Source organism: Bacteroides sp. RTP31139st1_H2_RTP31139_211217 (genome assembly GCF_040227615.1).
In the GTDB taxonomy this organism is placed as follows: Bacteria; Bacteroidota; Bacteroidia; order Bacteroidales; family Bacteroidaceae; genus Bacteroides; species Bacteroides uniformis.
Genome location: NZ_JBCNZM010000017.1, coordinates 1 through 22,909 on the forward strand (window position 1 = coordinate 1; position 22,909 = coordinate 22,909).

Annotated in this window: 16 protein-coding genes and 2 pseudogenes; 15 read left to right on the forward strand and 3 right to left on the reverse strand. The window is 46.7% G+C overall.

Features of this window, described 5'->3' with window-relative positions:
* The 8 genes and pseudogenes from ABUA47_RS04325 to ABUA47_RS04360 all read left to right on the forward strand — a co-directional run.
* Positions 1-210, forward strand: a pseudogene (locus ABUA47_RS04325) (hypothetical protein); the annotation flags it as partial.
* Between the two features lie 657 nt (positions 211-867).
* Complete coding sequence (tet(Q), locus tag ABUA47_RS04330) at positions 868-2,793, forward strand: tetracycline resistance ribosomal protection protein Tet(Q) (RefSeq protein WP_004291466.1); 1,926 nt, start codon at positions 868-870, stop codon at positions 2,791-2,793.
* Positions 2,793-5,111 (forward strand): annotated as a pseudogene (locus ABUA47_RS04335) (ATP-binding protein). Before tet(Q) ends, ABUA47_RS04335 begins: the two are co-directional and overlap by 1 nt.
* Positions 5,104-6,426 (forward strand): sigma-54-dependent transcriptional regulator, encoded by a 1,323-nt coding sequence (locus ABUA47_RS04340; protein WP_004291471.1) that lies wholly within the window; start codon positions 5,104-5,106, stop codon positions 6,424-6,426. The pseudogene ABUA47_RS04335 and the gene ABUA47_RS04340 overlap by 8 nt, the downstream one beginning before the upstream one ends.
* A gap of 279 nt (positions 6,427-6,705) precedes the next feature.
* Positions 6,706-7,128: a dihydrofolate reductase family protein gene (locus ABUA47_RS04345; RefSeq protein ID WP_004291474.1), complete on the forward strand. Its 423-nt coding sequence runs from the start codon at positions 6,706-6,708 to the stop codon at positions 7,126-7,128.
* A 238-nt stretch (positions 7,129-7,366) separates the two neighbouring features.
* Positions 7,367-7,972, forward strand: coding sequence for an RteC domain-containing protein (locus ABUA47_RS04350; RefSeq protein WP_004304269.1), 606 nt, complete (start codon positions 7,367-7,369; stop codon positions 7,970-7,972).
* Positions 7,973-8,273: 301 nt separating this feature from the next.
* Positions 8,274-9,404, forward strand: coding sequence for an ATP-binding protein (locus tag ABUA47_RS04355; protein WP_004291480.1), 1,131 nt, complete (start codon positions 8,274-8,276; stop codon positions 9,402-9,404).
* Between the two features lie 16 nt (positions 9,405-9,420).
* A complete protein-coding gene (locus ABUA47_RS04360; protein ID WP_004291481.1) occupies positions 9,421-12,675 on the forward strand; it encodes a P-loop NTPase fold protein in 3,255 nt (1,084 codons plus the stop codon).
* A 131-nt stretch (positions 12,676-12,806) separates the two neighbouring features.
* Here the strand turns inward: ABUA47_RS04360 and mobC are convergent, their stop codons facing one another.
* The 3 genes from mobC to mobA are packed head-to-tail and all read right to left on the reverse strand — an operon-like array spanning position 12,807 to position 16,510.
* On the reverse strand, positions 12,807-14,825 hold the full coding sequence (gene mobC / locus ABUA47_RS04365; RefSeq protein WP_004291482.1) for a conjugal transfer protein MobC: 2,019 nt from the start codon (positions 14,823-14,825) through the stop codon (positions 12,807-12,809).
* A 30-nt stretch (positions 14,826-14,855) separates the two neighbouring features.
* A complete protein-coding gene (mobB, locus tag ABUA47_RS04370; protein ID WP_004291483.1) occupies positions 14,856-16,103 on the reverse strand; it encodes a conjugal transfer protein MobB in 1,248 nt (415 codons plus the stop codon).
* Complete coding sequence (gene mobA / locus ABUA47_RS04375; protein WP_004291488.1) at positions 16,082-16,510, reverse strand: conjugal transfer protein MobA; 429 nt, start codon at positions 16,508-16,510, stop codon at positions 16,082-16,084. The genes mobB and mobA overlap by 22 nt, the downstream gene beginning before the upstream one ends.
* A gap of 421 nt (positions 16,511-16,931) precedes the next feature.
* Between mobA and ABUA47_RS04380 the strand changes: the two genes are divergently transcribed.
* The 7 genes from ABUA47_RS04380 (at position 16,932) to ABUA47_RS04410 (ending at position 22,888) form a co-directional block, all read left to right on the forward strand.
* Complete coding sequence (locus ABUA47_RS04380) at positions 16,932-17,981, forward strand: ParA family protein (protein ID WP_004291492.1); 1,050 nt, start codon at positions 16,932-16,934, stop codon at positions 17,979-17,981.
* 2 nt (positions 17,982-17,983) lie between these two features.
* On the forward strand, positions 17,984-18,424 hold the full coding sequence (locus ABUA47_RS04385; protein WP_004291503.1) for a DUF3408 domain-containing protein: 441 nt from the start codon (positions 17,984-17,986) through the stop codon (positions 18,422-18,424).
* A gap of 2 nt (positions 18,425-18,426) precedes the next feature.
* Complete coding sequence (locus tag ABUA47_RS04390; RefSeq protein ID WP_004291505.1) at positions 18,427-18,780, forward strand: DUF3408 domain-containing protein; 354 nt, start codon at positions 18,427-18,429, stop codon at positions 18,778-18,780.
* A 16-nt stretch (positions 18,781-18,796) separates the two neighbouring features.
* Positions 18,797-19,525: a hypothetical protein gene (locus ABUA47_RS04395; protein ID WP_004304280.1), complete on the forward strand. Its 729-nt coding sequence runs from the start codon at positions 18,797-18,799 to the stop codon at positions 19,523-19,525.
* Positions 19,526-19,726: 201 nt separating this feature from the next.
* Positions 19,727-20,044, forward strand: a complete 318-nt coding sequence (locus tag ABUA47_RS04400; RefSeq protein ID WP_002560983.1) for a DUF4134 domain-containing protein — start codon at positions 19,727-19,729, stop codon at positions 20,042-20,044.
* Positions 20,045-20,054: 10 nt separating this feature from the next.
* Positions 20,055-20,387 (forward strand): DUF4133 domain-containing protein, encoded by a 333-nt coding sequence (locus tag ABUA47_RS04405; protein ID WP_004291514.1) that lies wholly within the window; start codon positions 20,055-20,057, stop codon positions 20,385-20,387.
* Positions 20,384-22,888, forward strand: a complete 2,505-nt coding sequence (locus ABUA47_RS04410) for a TraG family conjugative transposon ATPase (RefSeq protein ID WP_004291515.1) — start codon at positions 20,384-20,386, stop codon at positions 22,886-22,888. The genes ABUA47_RS04405 and ABUA47_RS04410 overlap by 4 nt, the downstream gene beginning before the upstream one ends.
* Positions 22,889-22,909 lie beyond the last annotated feature (21 nt).

A 22,909-nucleotide genomic window follows, 5' to 3' on the forward strand; every position in this document is an offset into this window, starting at 1 on the left:
CCCACGCCCGAAGTCGCAGAAAAGGAGAATGAAGGGCAACAGCTCAAGCCGGAAGCGGAAGATGTGAGGAACAGGCAGGCGCAATATCCCGAAAATGCACCGCCGCAGATACGCAGTCCGGCGGATAGTATCGTTGCCAACCATGTCATAATCGGGCGTCCGGGACTGTATGCCAAGGAGGAAACCCGGTCCAAAGGATTGAAAATATAACCTAAGGAATTTTATCTGAAGTATTAATAAGGGCTATCCCAAAAGGTCTAAAAGTAAATTTTATCCTTTCTGCAAGTATCTATAGGATGGCAACTGCATTTTTTTCTTTTTGGGCAGCCCTTATTAAAATTTATTCTTATTTTAGGTTATATACATTCATGTCCATTTATGTAAAAAATTCCTGCTGACCTTGTTTATGTCTTGTCAGTCACCATTTGCAAAACCATATTTGACCCTCAAAGAGGCTGAATTTGATAAGTAACTTGCTACATACTCATAATAAGGAGCTAAATAGAACACGAATGGGAAATACACAAATGCTAAACTAAAGAAGATATTGGCCAAAATAAACGCTATACCGAGAGAGAAACTTGATTTTTCAACTTCCTAAAACGGTGTTGTTCAAACATTTCTACTTATTTGTACTTGCCAGTTGAACCTACGCTTCCCTAATAAAATGTCTATGGTAAAAAGTTAAAAAATCCTCCCACTTTTGTTAGATATATTTTTTTGTGTAATTTTGTAATCGTTATGCGGCAGTAATAATATACATATTAATACGAGTTAGTAATCCTGTAGTTCTCATATGCTACGAGGAGGTATTAAAAGGTGCGTTTCGACAATGCATCTACTGTAGTATATTATTGCTTAATCCAAATGAATATTATAAATTTAGGAATTCTTGCTCACATTGATGCAGGAAAAACTTCCGTAACCGAGAATCTGCTGTTTGCCAGTGGAGCAACGGAAAAGTGCGGCCGTGTGGATAATGGTGACACCATAACGGACTCTATGGATATAGAGAAACGTAGAGGAATTACTGTCCGGGCTTCTACGACATCTATTATCTGGAATGGAGTGAAATGCAATATCATTGACACTCCGGGACACATGGATTTTATTGCGGAAGTGGAGCGGACATTCAAAATGCTTGATGGAGCAGTCCTCATCTTATCCGCAAAGGAAGGCATACAAGCGCAGACAAAGTTGCTGTTCAGTACTTTACAAAAGCTGCAAATCCCGACAATTATATTTATCAATAAGATTGACCGTGCCGGTGTGAATTTGGAGCGTTTGTATATGGATATAAAAACAAATCTGTCGCAAGATGTCCTGTTTATGCAAACTGTTGTCGATGGATCGGTTTATCCGGTTTGCTCCCAAACATATATAAAGGAAGAATACAAAGAATTTGTATGCAACCATGACGACGATATATTAGAACGATATTTGGCGGATAGCGAAATTTCACCGGCTGATTATTGGAATACGATAATCGCTCTTGTGGCAAAAGCCAAAGTCTATCCGGTGCTACATGGATCAGCAATGTTCAATATCGGTATCAATGAGTTGTTGGACGCCATTTCTTCTTTTATACTTCCTCCGGCATCAGTCTCAAACAGACTTTCAGCTTATCTCTATAAGATAGAGCATGACCCCAAAGGGCATAAAAGAAGTTTTCTTAAAATAATTGACGGAAGTCTGAGACTTCGAGACGTTGTAAGAATCAACGATTCGGAAAAATTCATCAAGATTAAAAATCTAAAGACTATTTATCAGGGCAGAGAGATAAATGTTGATGAAGTGGGTGCCAATGATATCGCGATTGTAGAAGATATAGAAGATTTTCGAATCGGAGATTATTTAGGTGCTAAACCTTGTTTGATTCAAGGATTATCTCATCAGCATCCCGCTCTCAAATCCTCCGTCCGGCCAAATAAGCCCGAAGAGAGAAGCAAGGTGATATCCGCTCTGAATACATTGTGGATTGAAGACCCGTCTTTGTCCTTTTCCATAAACTCATATAGTGATGAATTGGAAATCTCGTTATATGGTTTGACCCAAAAGGAAATCATACAGACATTGCTGGAAGAACGATTTTCCGTAAAGGTCCATTTTGATGAGATCAAGACTATCTACAAAGAACGACCTATAAAAAAGGTCAATAAGATTATTCAGATCGAAGTACCACCCAACCCTTACTGGGCCACAATAGGGCTGACTCTTGAACCCTTACCGTTAGGGGCAGGGTTGCAAATCGAAAGTGACATCTCCTATGGTTATCTGAACCATTCTTTTCAAAATGCCGTTTTTGAAGGGATTCGTATGTCTTGCCAATCTGGTTTACATGGATGGGAAGTGACAGATCTGAAAGTAACTTTTACTCAAGCCGAGTATTATAGCCCGGTAAGTACACCTGCTGATTTCAGACAGCTGACCCCTTATGTCTTCAGGCTGGCTTTGCAACAGTCAGGTGTGGACATTCTCGAACCGATGCTCTGTTTTGAGTTGCAGATACCCCAAGTAGCGAGTTCCAAAGCTATTACAGATTTGCAAAAACTGATGTCTGAGATTGAAGACATCAGTTGTAATAATGAGTGGTGTCATATTAAAGGGAAAGTTCCATTAAATACAAGTAAAGACTATGCCTCAGAAGTAAGTTCGTACACTAAGGGCTTAGGCATTTTTATGGTTAAGCCATGTGGGTATCAAATAACAAAAGACGGTTATTCTGATAATATCCGCATGAACGAAAAAGATAAACTTTTATTCATGTTCCAAAAATCAATGTCATTAAAATAATGGAGCGGTCAGGAAATTTCTATAAGGCAATACGGTTGGGATATATACTTATCTCCATTCTTATCGGATGTATGGCATATAATAGCCTCTATGAATGGCAGGAGATAGAAGCATTAGAACTTGGCAATAAAAAAATAGACGAGCTCCGAAAAGAAATAAACAATATCAATATTCAAATGATAAAATTTTCTCTATTGGGTGAAACAATACTGGAATGGAACGATAAAGATATCGAGCATTACCATGCACGGCGTATGGCAATGGACAGTATGCTCTGCCGTTTCAAGGCCACCTATCCAGCAGAGCGCATCGATAGTGTGCGCAGTCTTTTAGAGGATAAGGAACGACAGATGTTCCAGATAGTCCGGTTAATGGATGAACAACAATCTATTAACAAGAAGATAGCCAATCAAATTTCGGTTATTGTACAGAAAAGTGTGCAGGAACAGTCCAAAAAGCCAAAACGAAAAGGTTTCTTAGGCATATTCGGCAAAAAAAAGGAAGTAACTCCAGCAGTATCAACCACTATCCTTCATTCGGTCAATAGAAACGTAATCAGCGAATAGAAAGTGCAGGATCGCCAATTGTCGGAACAAGCCGACAGCCTTGCAGCTCGTAATGCAGAACTTAACAGACAACTGCAAGAATTGATTTGCCAAATAGAAGAAAAGGTACAAACCGAACTGCAAAGCCGGGAAAACGAAATAGTTGCCATGCGTGAAAAGTCATTTATGCAAGTAGGCGGTTTAATGGGATTCGTTCTTCTATTGTTGTTAATTTCCTACATCATCATACATCGTGATGCAAAAAGCATTAAACAATACAAGCACAAGACAACTGATTTGATAAGGCAACTGGAACAATCCGTACAACGGAACGAGGCACTGATAACGTCAAGGAAGAAGGCGGTACATACTATCACCCATGAACTGCGCACACCGCTGACAGCAATAACAGGCTATGCCGGACTGATACGGAAAGAACAGTGTGAGGATAAGTCCGGGCAGTATATCCAAAACATACTGCAATCCTCCGACCGTATGCGGGATATGCTTAACACTTTGCTTGACTTCTTCCGCCTGGACAACGGCAAGGAACAGCCCCGTCTGTCACCCTGCCGGATTTCAGCAATCACGCACACACTTGAAACGGAGTTCATGCCTGTTGCCGTGAACAAAGGGCTGTCCTTGTCCGTGAAGACTGGACACGATGCCATTGTATTGACCGACAAAGAGCGAATAATACAAATCGGGAATAACCTGCTGTCAAACGCTGTCAAGTTCACAGAAGAAGGCGGTGTTTCTTTGATTACTGAATATGATAATGGAGTTCTGACACTGGTCGTTGAAGATACAGGTACAGGCATGACAGAAGAGGAACAGAAACAAGCGTTCGGTGCGTTTGAACGTCTATCAAATGCCGCCGCAAAGGAGGGTTTCGGGCTTGGGCTTGCCATAATGCGTAATATTGTGTCGATGCTTGGCGGAACAATCCGTTTAGACAGCAAGAAAGGGAAAGGCAGTCGTTTCACAGTTGAAATTTCTATGCAGGAAGCTGAAGAACAGCTTGGATATACAAGCAATACACCTGTTTATCATAACAATAAATTCCATGATGTTGTCGCCATTGACAATGATGAGGTATTACTTCTGATGCTGAAAGAGATGTATTCCCAAGAAGGAATACACTGCGACACTTGCACCGATGCTGCGGCACTGATGGAAATGATACGCCAGAAAGAATACAGCCTGTTGCTGACAGACTTGAATATGCCCGATATAAACGGTTTCGAATTGCTGGAACTGTTGCGTTCGTCCAACGTGGGCAATTCACCAACAATCCCGGTGGTTGTGGCAACCGCTTCGGGCAGTTGTAACAAAGGGGAACTATTGGCAAAAGGCTTTGCCGGATGCCTGTTCAAACCGTTCTCCATATCGGAACTGATGGAGGTTTCCGACAGGTGTGCCATAAAAGCGACACCGGACGGGAAACCGGACTTTTCCGCCTTATTGTCCTATGGCAATGAAGCCGTCATGCTGGAAAAGTTGATAACTGAAACAGAAAAGGAAATGCAGGCGGTACGGGATGCAGCAAAAGAAAAAGACCTGCAAAAGCTGGATTCCCTGATCCACCACCTGCGCAGTTCGTGGGAGGTGCTCCGTGCCGACCAACCGCTGAATGTACTTTACGGATTGCTTCGTGGCGATGCTCTCCCGGATGGTGAAGCGTTAAGCCATGCCGTGACTGCCGTGCTGGATAAGGGAGTGGAAATAATACGGTTGGCAGAAGAGGAAAGGAGAAAATACGAAGATGAATAAGACAAAAATAATTGTGGTGGAAGACAACATCGTGTATTGCGAATATGTCTGCAATATGCTGTCACGGGAGGGCTACCGCAATATGAAGGCTTACCACCTCTCAACCGCGAAGAAACATCTGCAACAGGCAACAGATAATGATATCGTGGTTGCCGACCTGCGTCTGCCTGACGGCAGTGGCATAGACCTTTTGTGCTGGATGCGAAAGGAGGGAAAGATGCAGCCCTTCATCATTATGACCGACTACGCCGAAGTTAATACCGCCGTGGAAAGCATGAAACTCGGCTCGATAGACTATATTCCCAAACAGCTTGTGGAGGATAAACTTGTCCCCCTGATCCGTTCCATACTGAAAGAACGTCAGGCAGGACAACGCCGTATGCCTATATTCGCCCGTGAAGGTTCCGCCTTTCAGAAAATCATGCACCGCATAAGGCTGGTAGCCGCCACCGATATGAGCGTGATGATATTTGGTGAGAACGGCACGGGCAAGGAGCATATTGCCCACCTGTTGCATGACAAGAGCAAACGTGCAGGCAAGCCATTTGTGGCGGTGGACTGCGGTTCACTCTCCAAAGAGCTTGCACCGTCGGCTTTCTTCGGACACGTCAAAGGTGCATTTACAGGTGCGGACAATGCCAAGAAAGGATATTTCCATGAGGCGGAAGGCGGCACGTTGTTTCTGGACGAGGTAGGAAACCTCGCGTTGGAAACCCAACAGATGTTGCTCCGTGCCATACAGGAGAGGCGGTATCGCCCGGTCGGAGACAAGGCAGACCGGAATTTCAATGTCCGCATCATCGCTGCTACCAATGAAGATTTGGAGGTATCGGTGAATGAAAAGCGTTTTCGGCAGGATCTTCTGTACCGCCTGCACGACTTCGGGATAACCGTTCCTCCGTTGCGTGACTGTCAAGAAGACATTATGCCGCTGGCAGAGTTCTTCCGTGATATGGCAAACAGAGAGCTGGAGTGTAGCGTGAGCGGGTTCAGTTCCGAAGCACGTAAAGCGTTGCTGACACACGCATGGCCGGGCAACGTGCGGGAACTTCGGCAGAAAGTTATGGGTGCTGTATTGCAGGCGCAGGAAGGTGTTGTCATGAAAGAGCATCTGGAACTTGCCGTGACGAAACCGACCTCTACTGTCAGCTTCGCCTTGCGCAATGACGCGGAGGATAAGGAGCGGATATTGCGTGCGTTGAAACAGGCAAACGGCAACCGGAGTGTCGCCGCAGAACTGCTCGGCATAGGCAGGACAACACTATACAGCAAACTTGAAGAGTATGGACTTAAATATAAATTCAAGCAATCATAGCCCGTAATTCACTGAATTTGGCTATCTTTGCATAACATTTGAGAAAAACGGCGATTGGCAGGAGCTTTTCGCCGCCAACATATAGGATAAGACCGCAAGGCGTTTCAAGCGAAAATCTGGTAAATTGGAACTACGGAGACGATTGCGTGATGCTTATGCTATGCTTACGCATAGCGTGCATTCACGTACTCTCCGTAAAGGCTTTACCAGAGCCATCGCTTGAAGGTAGTGTGAATTGCACGCTACTTTTTTACCCTTGCCTAACGAAAGGAAACGATTATGGGTAAAGTTCAGATTCTCGCCGTACTGACGATGGACGGATGTCTTTCTTCAGAGTTATATGATAAAGCACATCAGGATTTGTGCCTTGACCGTTGCGGTCTTGATGAAATCAGGAAGAAAGCCTTTTACCGTGTGACACCGGACTATTCCATTTCAATGCTGCACGAATGGAGAAAAGACTGCACAAACATCCGTTACCTCGCGGAAGCCACACCGGACACGGCAGACTATATAAACGGACTGCTGCGGATGCACGCTGTGGATGAAATCATACTATACACCGTTCCTTTCATATCCGGAAGCGGACGACATTTTTTTAAGTCGGCTCTGCCAGAGCAACACTGGACGCTTTCCTCTTTGAAAAGCTATCCCAACGGTGTATGTCGCATTATCTATATCCTTGATAAAAAAGCAAGATAGCCAAAATGTGCGGCAAGCATACATTTCTATTTTCAGGAATAGAATAAATGTTCCGATTACAAACAATTTAAGTCGGAGATAATTTGTCCTTGTGAAAAAATACTGAATTTTATACCTCTGAAATCCAGCACTTTGTAAAATTGAGTGTTGGATTTTTTATTTTCTGCCGCGTTTTTTGCCAATTATATTCATGTGCGCACGCAGAAAACAAAGTGTAATTTTCAAAATTGACAGAACCATGAATTATTTCTTGCTGGCGGAAACCGACTTTTTCCGCCTGATAAACGAAGCCGGCGACTGCAATATGGAAACGGCATACACGGCTTTCGCCACCCAAGTGATCGAACTGTGCAACGGCGGCATGGACATGAACCTTACCGTCATCGCGCTTGCCTACATCGAAATCGAGTTGCAGCACCATCCCGTACGTAATCTGTCAGAAGAAAAAAGAGAGATTGCCGCCTACGTCAGCAAGGCTCTGTCTTTCGTAAGAAAGATGCAGAAATTCCTTGCCACGCCCCAAGTGCCACCACTAATATCCGCCAACAACGCAACAGAAACCACCGCCAGCCTTCTTCAATGGACGGGCAATGCCATCGACCTCGTGGAACTTATCTACGGCATAGACGTGATGGGCTGCATCAACAACGGCAATATGCCGCTCAAACAGCTCGCCCCACTTCTCTATAAGATATTCGGGGTTGATTCTAAAGACTGCTACCGCTTCTACACTGATATCAAACGCCGGAAGAACGAAAGCCGCACCTATTTCATTGACAGGATGCAGGAAAAACTGAACGAGAGAATGTTGCGTGATGAGGAGTTGGAGCGGATGAGAAAATAAAAAAATATCCATTACATATGAGAAGACAGGAATACTCGTATCCTGTCTTTTTATTTTCATTTAATTATATATTAATTAGCACAATATATGTGAGTTTTTCATTCCTATAAGGACAAATTTCAGAAACGTATGTCTGGTAAATTATTGAGTCATCATAGTATGAACATATATCATTACTAAAAACAATGAAACAACTTCCATAAGATTGTGGTTGTAAAAATCGCCATTTAATAGCCCGTTTTTTTTGTAAAATTCGCCAATTAAAAAAATATGATTATCTTTGCATTATATTTTATAAGGTATGGAAACAGTAAATAGAATACTTCAAGAGAAGATTACAGCACGAATCGCGCCCAATAAAGCAGTACTGATTTTTGGTGCTCGCCGTGTTGGTAAAACGGTAATGATGCGTAAAATTGTGGACAACTATTCAGGTAGGACGATGATGCTCAACGGCGAAGACTACGACACATTAGCACTATTGGAGAATCGCTCAATAGCCAATTATCGGCATTTATTGGATGGTATTGATTTGCTGGCTATTGATGAGGCACAGAACATACCACAAATCGGTAGTATTCTGAAGTTGATAGTTGATGAAATACCGGGAATAAGTGTCTTGGCAAGTGGTTCTTCGTCATTCGATTTGCTGAATAAGACTGGTGAACCGTTGGTCGGCCGCAGTACGCAATTTCTCCTTACACCATTCTCGCAACGGGAAATCGCACAGACGGAAACGGCACTTGAAACCCGCCAGAACCTCGAAGCGCGCTTGATTTACGGTTCCTATCCCGAAGTAGTAATGATGGAGAACTATGAACGTAAAACAGACTACCTACGTGATATTGTCGGTGCATACCTGCTTAAAGATATCTTAGCAATTGACGGCTTAAAAAATTCGAGCAAGATGCGCGATCTACTGCGATTGATAGCTTTTCAGTTGGGCAGCGAAGTTTCTTACGAAGAGTTAGGTAAACAACTCGGCATGAGCAAGACGACCGTTGAAAAATACCTCGACCTATTGGAAAAGGTCTTCGTTATCTATCGTCTGGGGGCTTATTCGCGTAACCTACGCAAGGAGGTTACAAAAGCTGGCAAGTGGTACTTCTACGACAACGGCATTCGCAATGCCATTATCGGGGCTTTCTCACCGCTGGCCATTCGGCAGGATGTCGGTGCGCTGTGGGAGAACTACATCATCGGAGAGCGGCGCAAAGCGAACTTCAATGAGGGACTGCACAGGGAGTTCTATTTCTGGCGCACCTACGACAAACAGGAAATCGACCTGATTGAGGAGAGTGCCGACAGTCTTACCGCCTTGGAGTTCAAGTGGGGAAATAAAATGCCGGCCGCACCGAAAGCCTTCCAAGAAGCCTATCCCTATGCCGAGTTTCATGTGGTAAATCGGGAGAATTATTTGGAGTTCGTATAATCAATAAATTACGTATATGGAAACAAAACTACAATCCAAACAGCAATATCCGCGGTTTATCCAAAATAAACCGTGTGGTATTGACAAATTCGATGGAGGTTCGCAAGAAAGGTTGGCAAAAACTATTGCTCGCCATTTTTGTCAGAATGATTCATTGGATGAGGAATGTACTTTACCTCGAATTATCGGCATCGAAGGTATTTGGGGATCTGGAAAATCCAACGTGGTTAAAATGTTGGAACGTGAATTATCAGACGACTATTACTTTTTTGAGTATGACGCATGGGGACATCAAGAGGACTTGCAACGCCGCTCTATATTGGAATTGCTTACAAGCAAACTTATTGATGATGGTATCCTATCTGGAAATGCAACAATAAAAGTCAAAGGTGGAGGTACGAAAACCGTATCATGGTCTGAAAAGCTGAAATATTTATTAGCCCGTAAAACGGAGACCGTAACCGAAAAATATCCCCTTATCAGTAATGGTATGGTTGCGGCATTTTTGGTTGCAGTTTTAACTCCGATATTTACATTTATTGCGTATGCAGTAAAACCTACACCCACAACATGGTGGTTTTCTTTATTGTCTATTATCATAGCTGCACTGCCAGTTCTTATTGCATTGTGCGTTTGGAAATGGGCATATAGCAAAGATCATAAATATGGATGGAGTTATATGTTAGCTATTTATCAAGATAAAGTCGAAAAGGACGTTTGCTATGAGACTTTGAGCGAAGACGAACCAACGGTTTACGAGTTCAAAACATGGATGCAAGACATTTCTGATTTTATCAAGGAAAAAGGACAACGTAAATTAGTCCTTGTTTTTGACAACATGGATCGTCTCCCCGCTGAAAAAGTAAAAGAATTATGGTCTTCTATCCATACGTTCTTCGCCGATAGCGGTTTTGAAAATGTTTGGGCTGTTATTCCTTTCGATGAAACACATTTAGCTTGTGCATTCGGAGATGAGACCGACGAACAAACGAAACAACTGACCAAGTATTTTATCAATAAAACTTTCCCTATTGTTTATCGTGTTGCTCCTCCTGTTATTACCGACTATCGAAGTATATTCAACAAACTGTTTGTTGAAGCATTTGGAGAAACAGAAAATGAAGCGAAAGAAACTATAAATCGGATATTCAGATTGGTAAATCCTAATGCCAATGTTAGGGAAATTATATCATATATCAATGAGATGGTCGCTCTTAAACAAGAGTGGTGTAACGAAATTTTGATGATAAACATAGCATTGTTCTGTTTGAAGAAGACGGATATTCTGGCAAATCCAGTAGAACAAATATTGTCCGGCGACTATCTGAATGGCATTCAAACAATAATTAACAATGATCTGCAAACACAACGCGAAATTGCAGCTTTGGTATATGGTGTCGATGTTGAAGATGCTCGACAAATTCCATTGAAAAAATATATTGAAGGCTGCATCAACGGAGAAGAAGACCACGACATAAATCAATATGCAGAGACTAATAAACAATTTGACACTGTATTAGAAGAAGTTATACAATGTATGGACAATGCGCTTATCGATAAGATTATACATTGTTTGCATAAATTAACTCGAAAGAGCGATGTTATTCTGCGTGTATGGCAAAGAATAGCACAATTGAAATTAAAAGAATCCATAGAGAAGCAGGTGTTCCCTGTCGAATACCAAGAACTGCTGTTGCATTTAGACACGGAAAGCCAAAACCATGTGATTGCTCAATTATATAAGAAGATAGTTCGGTTCAATGACTTCAATGGCGGCGACTATTTCAAAACGTTAGATGCAATAGACAGGTTTATTGCGCAAAATAAGTTGGCGTGCGATTTTACGTCATTGATTGAAGCAAAAACAGTCAAGCCAAATACATTTATCGATTATATTCAAGCTGCAAATGCAACAGATGCTGCCTATCGGGATAACGCGACAACTAAAGCATATAAATATTATCAAGTAGCAACAAATTCGGAGGCGCTCGATAATTATTTGGCAAACTTACTACCCGATAATTTCGACCATGCAGATATTGTAAAAACGTTAAAAGATAATTCTACCTATACGTTTCCAACGCTTTTGCAAGCGATCACGAATTGCATTGATGAACAGAATGTAAATAAAGATAATATAGGGGCTATATTTACAACCTATCGTTTATTGGCATCTGACGAAGAAAGACCTTTACCTGTAACGTTAGATTCAACCTACATAAATCAGTTGCATTCTGAATTAGAAACTGATGGCCGAAACATTAAAGAGTCTGGATATTACGATTTAGTCGCCATGCAATTGGCACATGGTCATTCCGTTTCCTTAATAGAGGGTGGAGATATAAAATATGTTGCAGAACTCATGGACTATTATGTGGATCATGGAGACTTATTAGTAAATAGTGTGGGATGGAATATACCGCTATTAAATGAAACACTACAATACATGGTAAATCATAAACTTGGCTATAAATTATTGCTCTCAGACATATTGCCCCAATTTGAAGATATTAAGAACAGAATAGGTGTAACGGATGAGGTATTTATCGAGCATTTAGCAGAGTGGAATACCGATTTGGATAAGTATATCACTAAGAACAATATTAAAGATGTAATTCCTGACGCATCTTTTTACGATTTGACCACTAAAATAAGCAATGTCCTGACCGATCATATCAATAAAATAGCGTTCGAAGCGTTGTCTGAAATAAGTGTTGATACATTATACGCCCAAAGAACAGCACATACATCATATTATTGGTTTGTCGCAATAAAACATTTACTGGCTAAAATCAAATCCTTGCCAGATAACTTGACTGAATTTGGCAAAAAGATTCTGATGGATATTGCTTCTGGAACTCAAAGTTTGAATCCTTTCCCTAATTGTTTCAAGAATATAGTTGAAAGATTGGATAAACGAAAAATTAAATCGACAGTTACCGATATAAGAAATGATTTCTGCATCGGTAAAAAGACTATCAATGCAATAAAGTTTCAATTTTTCGAAACATGGCTTAGATCGCATGGTAATTTGAAAAGTCAAGCTGGAGACGTTATTGATAAAATAGTGAAACCTGTAATTTCCGATGGGGCATGCCGTTCATTGATTCTGCAAAACAAAGATTTTTATATGGATTTAATAAATACAGCAGGGGATGATGCTTATGAATTGAAAAAGAGTCTCCGAAACCTCATACAAAAAGATTCAGATCCGCAATTGGTTAAATTTGTCAATTCGATAGATTCAGTACCTGAGGTTGAAACCGCGTAAGTATTTGTCTAACAAGTCCGAATTTTACGATTTTACCCGTCAGAACTGAAGTGCCCCCCAAAAAAATTGTATCCAACTTTTGGGGGTCACTTCAAACTTCGATAGGGATAATTTTCAATTTTGGGGACTTGTTAGACAGTCTCATTATCTGGTAGCAGTTTACACAGCACCGGATCGTTTTTGATACGCTCCAGTTCCTCCTGCACAATCTGCTTCACCTCTTCCTTGATGCGCCGGTAGTTCGCCTGCACCGTTTCCTTCATGCGGTCGTTGCCGTCCTCGTCCGTGAAGTTTGTAATGACGGGAATTTTCTTGTAGGCACTTTCTTCCCGTTTCACCTTTTCGGCATCCACCACAATCTCGCAATGAAAAATCTTCTGCTCGATACGCTCGTTGAAGTTGTCGGATACAGAACCGACAAACATTCCCTGCGTAAGCCCGGAAATCTTACTCGGTGGAATGAGCGCGTCCATCTGCGTGTTGATGGAGGTGGAAACATCCTGCCGGTTGATGGAGATGGACTGCCGTTTCTGCAACACCTTACCGAACCGCTCGGAGAGCGTCTTGGCTGTTTCCCCCACCACCTGACCGGAGAAAATATTGCCGACAGTGTTCATCACCACTTTCGCCTCTTTGTCCCCGTAGTCACGCACTAACTGGCTGAAATCCTGAAAGCCCAGACACACGGCAACCTTGTTGCTTCGGGCGGTAGCTATAAGATTGTCCAACCCTTTGAAGTATATTGTGGGCAACTCGTCGATGATGACCGATGACTTCAGCATCCCCTTCTTGTTGATGAGCTTCACGATACGGGAATTATACAGACCGAGTGCCGCACCGTAGATATTCTGACGGTCGGGATTGTTACCCACGCAGAGGATTTTCGGCTCTTCGGGATTGTTGATGTCCAGCGTAAACTCGCTGTCTGACATCACCCAGTAGAGCTGCGGTGAAATCATCCTCGAAAGCGGGATTTTTGCCGACGCTATCTGACCCATGAGCTGCTCCGCAGCCCCTCCAAGCCACGCATCCATGAACGGCGAAAGGTAGTTCTCCAGCTCCGGATAAGAGGTCAGTATCGGAAATATATCCTCGTAACGGCGGTTCAGAAACTCGATAGCATGGGGAAACGTGCAAAACTTCCCGTTCTGATAGATTTTGAGATACCAGATAATACTGGCAAACAGAATGATAGGTGACTCCACGAAGAAGTCGCCCTGCTTTTGCACCCACGTTTTATTGAGGTTGAGCATTATTGTGTAGGCACTCTCATAGGCATCCGTAATATCTTCCATAAAATCCGGGTGAATGGGATTGCACCGATGAGAGCGTCGCGGGTCGTCGAAGTTGATCACATAGAACTTCGGCTTTACCTTGTAGCCGTCCGGGTGGTTCAGCAAATGGTTGTAGGCAATAGTAGATAGGTCGGGATACTTGAAATCGTAGATGTATTGACTAAAGCCCTTTTCAATCTGTTGCTTGATAAAATTGTTTACCACGGCATAGGACTTGCCGCTGCCCGGCGTACCCAACACGATGGACGCACGGAAGGGATTAACTACATTGATCCAACCGTTGTTCCAGCGTTTCCTGTAATAGAAACGTGTCGGCAGATTGACCGAATACTCGCTTTCGATAAGCCTCGTTTCCTGCATGAAACTCTCGTTCTCGTTGTTGAAAACATCCTCCATCAAATTGTGTTTCAACAGGCGGCTCATCCACAGACCACCCATCAACAGGCAGACATAGCCCGTTCCAATGGTAAGGACATACAGTCCCGTCACCGCTTCAAGCGGCAGCGGCAGGGGCAGCAACCACCAGTTCAGGAAAAACAGCACGAACCCGACGGCAAATGCTGTCCAGATTCTCCCCCAAGTGATTTTCTCACCCTTGACACCCTTCGTACCCAGACAGGACAAGGCAAGCAAAAGGACGGAAAACAGCTTCGTGTAGAGAATGGAATGGAACAGCCCCGCCGTGCGGTCGAAGTTCAGAAGGATTTTGTCCACCACGCCGATGTTCACGCCCCACAGCCGGATGGCTTCGTAGCAGAACCAGTACACGTTCATGACCACTAAAATGATACTCACGGCACGCAGAAAATCCATGATTTTCGCCAATGCCCTCAAATCGTCTTCTTGTTGTGACATACATTGATTTTTTAATTGTTGATACTCTGATTACATACCCAAGCCCTTGCGTTTTTTCTTCTTTTTGCGCTTCATCGCCCGGATGAAAGCCTCTTCCTCGGCATCTACCGCCGGACCTTCGGGAGTGAGCAAGCCCATACCGCCCGATATATCTTCACTGTCGTAGGCGGTCTGCCCGTGTGCCTTGTCCGCAGCATCCACAGGGATGGATAGCGGTATCGGCGGTTGTCCGGCGTATGGCAGGGTGAAGTGTTCCTGCAAGGCATTCGCCGAAAGCTCCTTACCCATGCGCGAACCGTTCAGCACGCATCCCGTGCGGTGGTCGATGAAGGTAGCCCCATAGATGCGCCCTTCCTCTGTGTAGCGCAGTACGGTGTCGATGCCCTTCTCTTTGAGTTGGGATACAAATTTGTCCTTGTCATAAGTGCCTTGCAGCACGGAAAGGACGGTGCGTTTCGTCATGTCTGCCAGTTTCCTATCCTTGATTTCCGATTTGGAACGGACAAACTTCTTCTGTACGGCTTCATAGCCTGCGGACTTCCCGAAAAGCGAGGATTTGAACGGGTTGCCCACCTTGTTACCCTTGTCGTCCGTGACGGAATAGACCAGCCCGTGATACTCCCGTCCGCGCACGTTGCCCCTCGCTTCCTCCACCGTCATATTATATAAGGAAAGGAGCGCACGGTATTCGCCCATCGTCTGGAAACGGTACTGCCCATTCAGAGCCTTCACGGTGTTGCCTACCTGCTTCTTCACATCACCTGCCGATGCGGCCACCTTGCGCAACGGATTATCCAATCTCTGATTTTTACGTTCTGCCGGATGCAATCCGTACTTCTGTTCCAGTTCCCTGCGGATACGGTCGCTGCGGCGGTAGAGAAAATCCCGGTTGAGCCTTTTCCCGTTCTCGTCCACGTTGACCGTCACGATGTGCAGGTGGTGGCGGTCGATGTCCTCGTGCTTGAATACAAGATAAGGCTGGTTTCCGAAACCGAGTTTTTCCAGATACTCGCGGGCGATATTCTGCAACTCAATATCGGTCAGCACATCCTCCGGGTGCGGGTTGAGAGAGATATGCACCACCGGCTTCTCGATCTTCATCTGCGGTGGCAGGAAGGTGAGAAAACCCTCCATCGCCTTGCCTATGTCCACCGTTCCCGAACCGTCATTGTAGATGCGGTTGGTGGTGAGAAGCCGCCCCTGCGCCTCGTTAATCTTCTCCCCGTTGTAGGCAATCGCGCCGTACAACGAACTTCCTACACTGATTTTTGCGACCATTTTGCCTCCATTTCCCTTGAAAGTTCCACAATCCGGCGGCTCAGTTTCACGAGTTCGACGGTGTGTTGCTCTAATTTGTAGAGCAACGCCATCGCCTTTTTCTCTGAAAAATGCAGCCTCAGTTCCTTCACGACTTGGTTGTAATTCGTACCCACGGCACGGAATTGTGCATGAAAATCCGACAGTTTGGTGTAATAGTCCACCAACGTCTTGTCCACCTTCAGCACCTTGAACGGTTGCCCGAAGAAGTGCGCTTTGAGGAAAACAGACCGTGCATAGACACCCGATTTTCCGAACATGGCGAGGAAACGGTTGTGTTCCTCCTCGTTGAAACGGACGGTGTACCGGTACACCGCCGGATCAAGTTTGGGATTTCTCCCTGATTTGCTTTTCCTTTTCTCTTTCATATTACTTTGGATTTAGCGGATTGACGGCATAAGCCGCCGCTTCGGATTACAGCACCGCAGTTCTGAAAGGCTTCCCGACTTCGGAGGGAAAGCCCGCCCCCTGCAAGGGCAAGTGCTTTTCGTGGCTGCTCAAAATATTTTGAGCGGCTGAAAAGACATCTTGCTATGTTCAGGTGAACATAAAAATCCGTCAGGGGACGGATTGGGAAAATACCTTTCAGGACTCCGGGCCGCGCGTCATCGGCGAACCCTGCTGTCCGGGTGCAAAGTTACGCCCTTAAAGCGGTATCGGACAGATGCTTGACCCGGTCAATGACTGCCAACCGGCGCAACGTGCCGCCACTTGCCGGAGAAGTGATACAGGTTCCAAAATATACTTGTTTATTTGCAGCATGATTCAAGAAACGAACGATTTGAAGATATGATAAACGGAACATTCAAATACCCGGAAATCCGCTTCTTCGGATACTTGCCGAAACGGATACCCGAACCGTCGGAAACCCGGTTCTCCGACAATTCGGTGACGTATGGATTCAATGACTTCATGACGCAATGTCGTCAATCACCATTTGTCCGACGCACCGCTTCACCACAGAACCGGATACGCGACGACCCGCCTGCGTGTGTAGTCACGGAAGCGGATGGTGCGACAGCCAAATCCGTATGGAAACAGAAAAACAAATCATCAACAATTAAAATAAATGGAACTATGAGTAAGGAAATCTTCGTTGCATTCGCAACACAGAAAGGTGGCATCGGCAAATCCACTGTCACGGCACTTGCCGCCAGCTACCTGCACAACGTGAAAGGCTACAATGTCGCCGTCGTGGACTGCGACGACCCGCAGCACAGCATCCACGGGCTGCGCGAACACGAAATGGGGCTTATCGACAGCAGCACCTACTTCAAGGCTCTCGCTTGCGACCATTTCCGCCGGATCAAAAAGAACGCCTACACCATCGTCAAAAGCAATGCGGTGAACGCCCTCGACGATGCCGAGAGGATGATTGCCACTGAGGACGTGAAACCCGACGTGGTGTTCTTCGACATGCCCGGCACACTCCGAAGCAACGGCGTGATAAAGACGCTCTCGCAGATGGACTACATTTTCACTCCGCTGAGTGCCGACCGCTTTGTCGTGGAGAGTACCCTGAAATTCGTCACGATGTTCCGCGACAGGCTGATGACTACCGGACAGGCGAAAACAAAGGGGCTGCATCTGTTCTGGACGATGGTGGACGGCAGGGAGAGGAACGACTTGTACGGCATCTACGAGGAAGTGATAGCCGAAATGGGCTTTCCGGTACTTTCCACCCGCTTGCCCGACAGCAAGAAGTTCCGCCGTGACCTTTCGGAAGAGCGCAAGAGCGTTTTCCGCTCCACCATCTTCCCGATGGACACGGCACTGCTGAAAGGGAGTGGCATCCGGGAGTTTTCCGAAGAGATAAGCGACATCATCAGACCGCAGTGAGCATGGGCAGCAGGAAAGTGAACACGGAAGGCATCGACGAGGAACTGCTGTTAGCCTCCATCGGGCGGCGCACACAGGACGGGACACTGCGCCCCGCACAGGAAGTACCCGCAGCTGCACCGACCGAAGAGGACACCGCCGCACCGGAACCATCTCCTGTGCAACCCGTAACACGGGAAAAAGCGCAGAGGGAAAGTGGACGCCGGAAAAGGCAGGACGAGGACTACAACGAGCTATTCCTGCGCCGCAACGAGATAAAGACCCGCCAATGTGTCTATATCAGCCGTGACGTCCACGGCAAGATCCTCAGAATCGTGAACGACATCGCCGGAGGGGAAATCTCAGTAGGCGGATATGTGGATACCGTGCTGCGCCAGCATCTGGAACAGCACAAGGAGAGAATCAACGAACTGTACAAGAAACAACGTGAAGATCTGATTTGAAAATGGAAAAAGAAATGACACCGAATGAAAAAAGACCACAGCAAGACTGCGGAGGTATGTTTACCCAAGTGCAGGCGAGTGTGGAAATACTGTCGCCTGTCCCGGTAAGCGGCAAATGCAGTGAGAAGGACTATGAACGCCTGTTCATCCGCGACCCGGAAGTAAAGGCACGTGAGGGGAAGATGGCGTATGTGCGCCCGGAGTACCACGAGCGTATCATGCGTATCACCCGTGTAATCGGGCATGACCGGCTTACGCTGTCCGCTTACATCGACCATGTGCTGACGCACCACTTCAACCAGTGCGAAGATGCGATAAAGAGCCTTTATGCCCGAAATTACAATTCAGTATTCTAACCAAAAACGGAAGGATATGAATTACACAATCAGCATGACAGACATTCTGCTGGCGGTATCGGTCGGCTGCAACCTCTGGTTCCTGTTCCTGCTCCTTTACGAGCGCATCATGGACACGCGGATTGTCCGCTTCTTCAAGGGCATTGTCGGATTATGGCGGTCACTGGACGGGAATGAGGCTAAACGCATAGCGGCACACGAGGAAGTCCCTGCGGAAAAGGCGGACATCATCGGCAAGAGCCGTTTCAGGATGGCATCCACCCGGACAACCGCTGCCATACCGACGCAAGAAGCCGCCACTATTGAAAAAGGCATTGAGCTGTCGGAGGAAGAGGCTACTTTTGACGACGGAAAAACGGGAAACGCATCCCGCCCGGCACAAGTCCCGGAGGAAAAACTCGATGAGACCTTCACGAGCATACCGCCGGAGGAACTGGGATACGGGGACGACGAACCGGAAGAGGACGCCTCGGACACGCCACGGGCTTCGGGCAGCAGCTTTGACGAGATTGACGACGCCTGCAAGACCGCCAAAAACCCGGACGCGACACAGGCGGAACGTGAAAAGGCGGCTAAGGTGTTCACCGACATGGAGGGCACGGAGTTGTACGAGAAAATGATGGAAGGCTCTTCGGAGATAGGCATCCGCATCAAGGGGCTTATCGAGATTCGGCTGAAGAAATCTGAAAAGGAGTTCGTCGTGCCGGACAACATCGAGGAGTTCGACATTCGCAACTATGTATGACAACAATAAAAGAAATGAACATGAAAGAATGACATCAACCCACGCGGCGAGGAAACGCAAGGCGCATCCCCATCCGCAACGGACACGCCCACGTCCGTGGAAACAAACGGGCATCCACTAAAACCAAAGTAAAGAAACAAAGTATCAACCGCCCGACAAAGGACCATCCACCCTTTTGACGGCAAAAAACAAGAACAGTTTATGAACAAGAACATCTTGAAAAACAGAAAAGCAATCCTCTCCGCGGCACTTGTCATCGCCGCAACCGCCTCCGCTTTCGCGCAGGGAAACGGCATCGCGGGCATCAACGAAGCCACCTCTATGGTGAGTTCTTATTTCGACCCCGGAACTAAACTGATATACGCCATCGGTGCAGTCGTCGGGCTTATCGGGGGCGTAAAAGTGTACGGCAAGTTTTCATCGGGCGACCCCGACACCAGCAAGACAGCCGCCTCGTGGTTCGGCGCGTGCATCTTCCTGATTGTTGCCGCCACCATCCTGCGCTCATTCTTCCTTTAATAAATAATGTATGGCTGAATACCCAATCAACAAGGGTATCGGCCGTCCGGTAGAGTTCAAGGGCTTGAAGGCACAGTACCTCTTCATCTTCTGCGGAGGTCTGCTGGCTCTCTTCGTCCTGTTCGTCATCCTCTACATGGTCGGTATCGACCAGTGGATATGTATCGGCTTCGGCGCGGCATCGTCCTCCCTCCTTGTATGGCAGACCTTCGCGCTGAACGCCCGGTACGGTGAACACGGGCTGATGAAATTAGGAGCGGCACGGAGCCATCCCCGATACCTTATCAACCGGCGGCGGATAACCCGTCTGTTCAAACGACAACGAAAGGAAGAAAGACAATGAGGAATACATCGAAAATGACAACACTGGAAAACAGGTTCCCACTTTTAGCGGTGGAGCATGGCTGCATCATCTCAAAGGACGCCGACATCACGGTGGCTTTCGAGGTGGAACTACCGGAACTTTACACCGTGACGGGTGCGGAGTACGAGGCGATACACAGTTGCTGGTGCAAGGCTATCAAGGTGCTGCCGGACTACTCCGTCGTCCACAAACAGGACTGGTTCATCAAGGAACGCTACAAACCGGAGCTTCAGAAGGACGACATGAGCTTTTTAAGCCGCTCTTTCGAGCGTCACTTCAACGAGCGTCCGTACCTGAAACACACCTGCTACCTCTACCTGACCAAGACAACAAAGGAGCGTAACCGGATGCAGAGCAATTTCAGCACGCTGTGCCGGGGACATATCATCCCGAAGGAGCTGGACAGGGAAACCACGACCAAGTTCTTGGAAGCCTGCGAACAGTTCGAGCGCATCATGAACGACAGCGGGCTTGTCAGGCTGCGCCGCCTCTCCACCGATGAGATTGTGGGTACTGAGGGAAAGACGGGACTTATTGAACGCTACTTCTCGCTCATGCCGGAAGGTGACACCACCTTGCAGGACATCGAGCTTTCGGCAAGGGAGATGCGCATCGGCGACAACCGCCTGTGTCTGCACACCCTCTCCGACGCGGAAGACCTGCCGGGCAAGGTGGCTACCGACACCCGTTACGAGAAGCTCTCCACCGACCGGAGTGACTGCCGACTGTCATTCGCCTCCCCGGTGGGGCTTCTGCTCTCCTGCAACCATATCTACAACCAGTATGTGCTGATAGACAACAGTGAGGAAACCTTGCAGAAGTTCGAGAAGTCCGCCCGTAACATGCAGTCGCTATCTCGCTATTCAAGGAGCAACAGCATCAACCGCGAGTGGATAGACCAATACCTGAACGAAGCCCATTCCTACGGACTGACCTCGGTACGGGCACACTTCAACGTCATGGCGTGGAGCGACGATGCGGAGGAACTGAAGCATATCAAGAACGACGTGGGCAGCCAGTTGGCAAGCATGGAATGCGTGCCGCGCCACAACACCATCGACTGCCCGACACTCTACTGGGCGGCGATACCCGGCAATGCGGCGGACTTCCCGGCGGAAGAGAGTTTCCACACCTTCATCGAACAGGCGGTGTGCCTGTTCACAGAGGAAACCAACTACCGCAGCTCGCTCTCGCCCTTCGGCATCAAGATGGTGGACAGGCTCACGGGAAAACCGCTGCACCTTGACATCTCCGACCTGCCCATGAAGCGAGGTATCACGACCAACCGCAACAAGTTCGTGCTGGGTCCTTCGGGCAGCGGCAAGTCTTTCTTCATGAACCACCTCGTGCGCCAATATTATGAGCAAGGCGCACATGTGGTATTGGTGGACACGGGAAACTCCTATCAGGGCTTGTGCGGCATGATCCGACGCAAGACAGGCGGAGCGGACGGTGTGTATTTCACCTACACGGAAGATAAGCCCATCAGCTTCAACCCGTTCTACACCGACGATTACATCTTCGACGTGGAGAAGAAGGACAGCATCAAGACCCTGTTGCTGACGCTCTGGAAGTCGGAGGACGACAAGGTGACAAAGACGGAGAGCGGCGAGCTGGGCAGTGCCGTGAGTGCCTATATTGAGCGCATCCAATCCGACCGTAGCATCGTGCCGTCGTTCAACACCTTCTACGAGTATATGCGTGACGACTACCGCAAGGAACTGGCACAGCGTGACATCAAGGTGGAGAAGTCCGACTTCAACATCGACAACATGCTCACCACCATGCGGCAGTATTACCGGGGCGGGCGTTACGATTTCCTGCTCAACTCCACGGAGAACATCGACCTGCTCGGCAAGCGGTTCATCGTCTTCGAGATAGATTCGATTAAAGAAAACCGCGAACTGTTCCCCGTCGTGACCATCATCATCATGGAAGCCTTCATCAACAAGATGCGGCGGCTGAAAGGCGTGCGGAAACAGCTTATCGTGGAAGAGGCTTGGAAGGCCCTCTCATCGGCGAACATGGCTGAATATCTGCGCTATATGTATAAGACGGTCAGAAAATATTACGGCGAGGCAATCGTGGTGACGCAGGAGGTGGACGACATTATCAGTTCTCCGGTGGTCAAAGAGAGCATTATCAACAACTCGGATTGTAAAATCCTGCTTGACCAAAGGAAATATATGAACAAGTTCGACCAGATACAGGCGTTGCTCGGACTGACGGAAAAGGAGAAGTCGCAGATACTCTCCATCAACATGGCGAACAACCCTTCACGGCTCTACAAGGAGGTGTGGATAGGCTTGGGCGGCACGCAGTCGGCGGTCTATGCCACGGAGGTCAGCGCGGAAGAGTATCTGGCGTACACCACCGAGGAAACGGAAAAAGTGGAGGTTTACCGTCTGGCGGAGAAGCTGGGCGACGACATCGAAGCCGCCATCCGGCAGCTTGCCGAAAGGCGGAGAAACAAGGAATAACTAAAAAACAGAATGTATCAA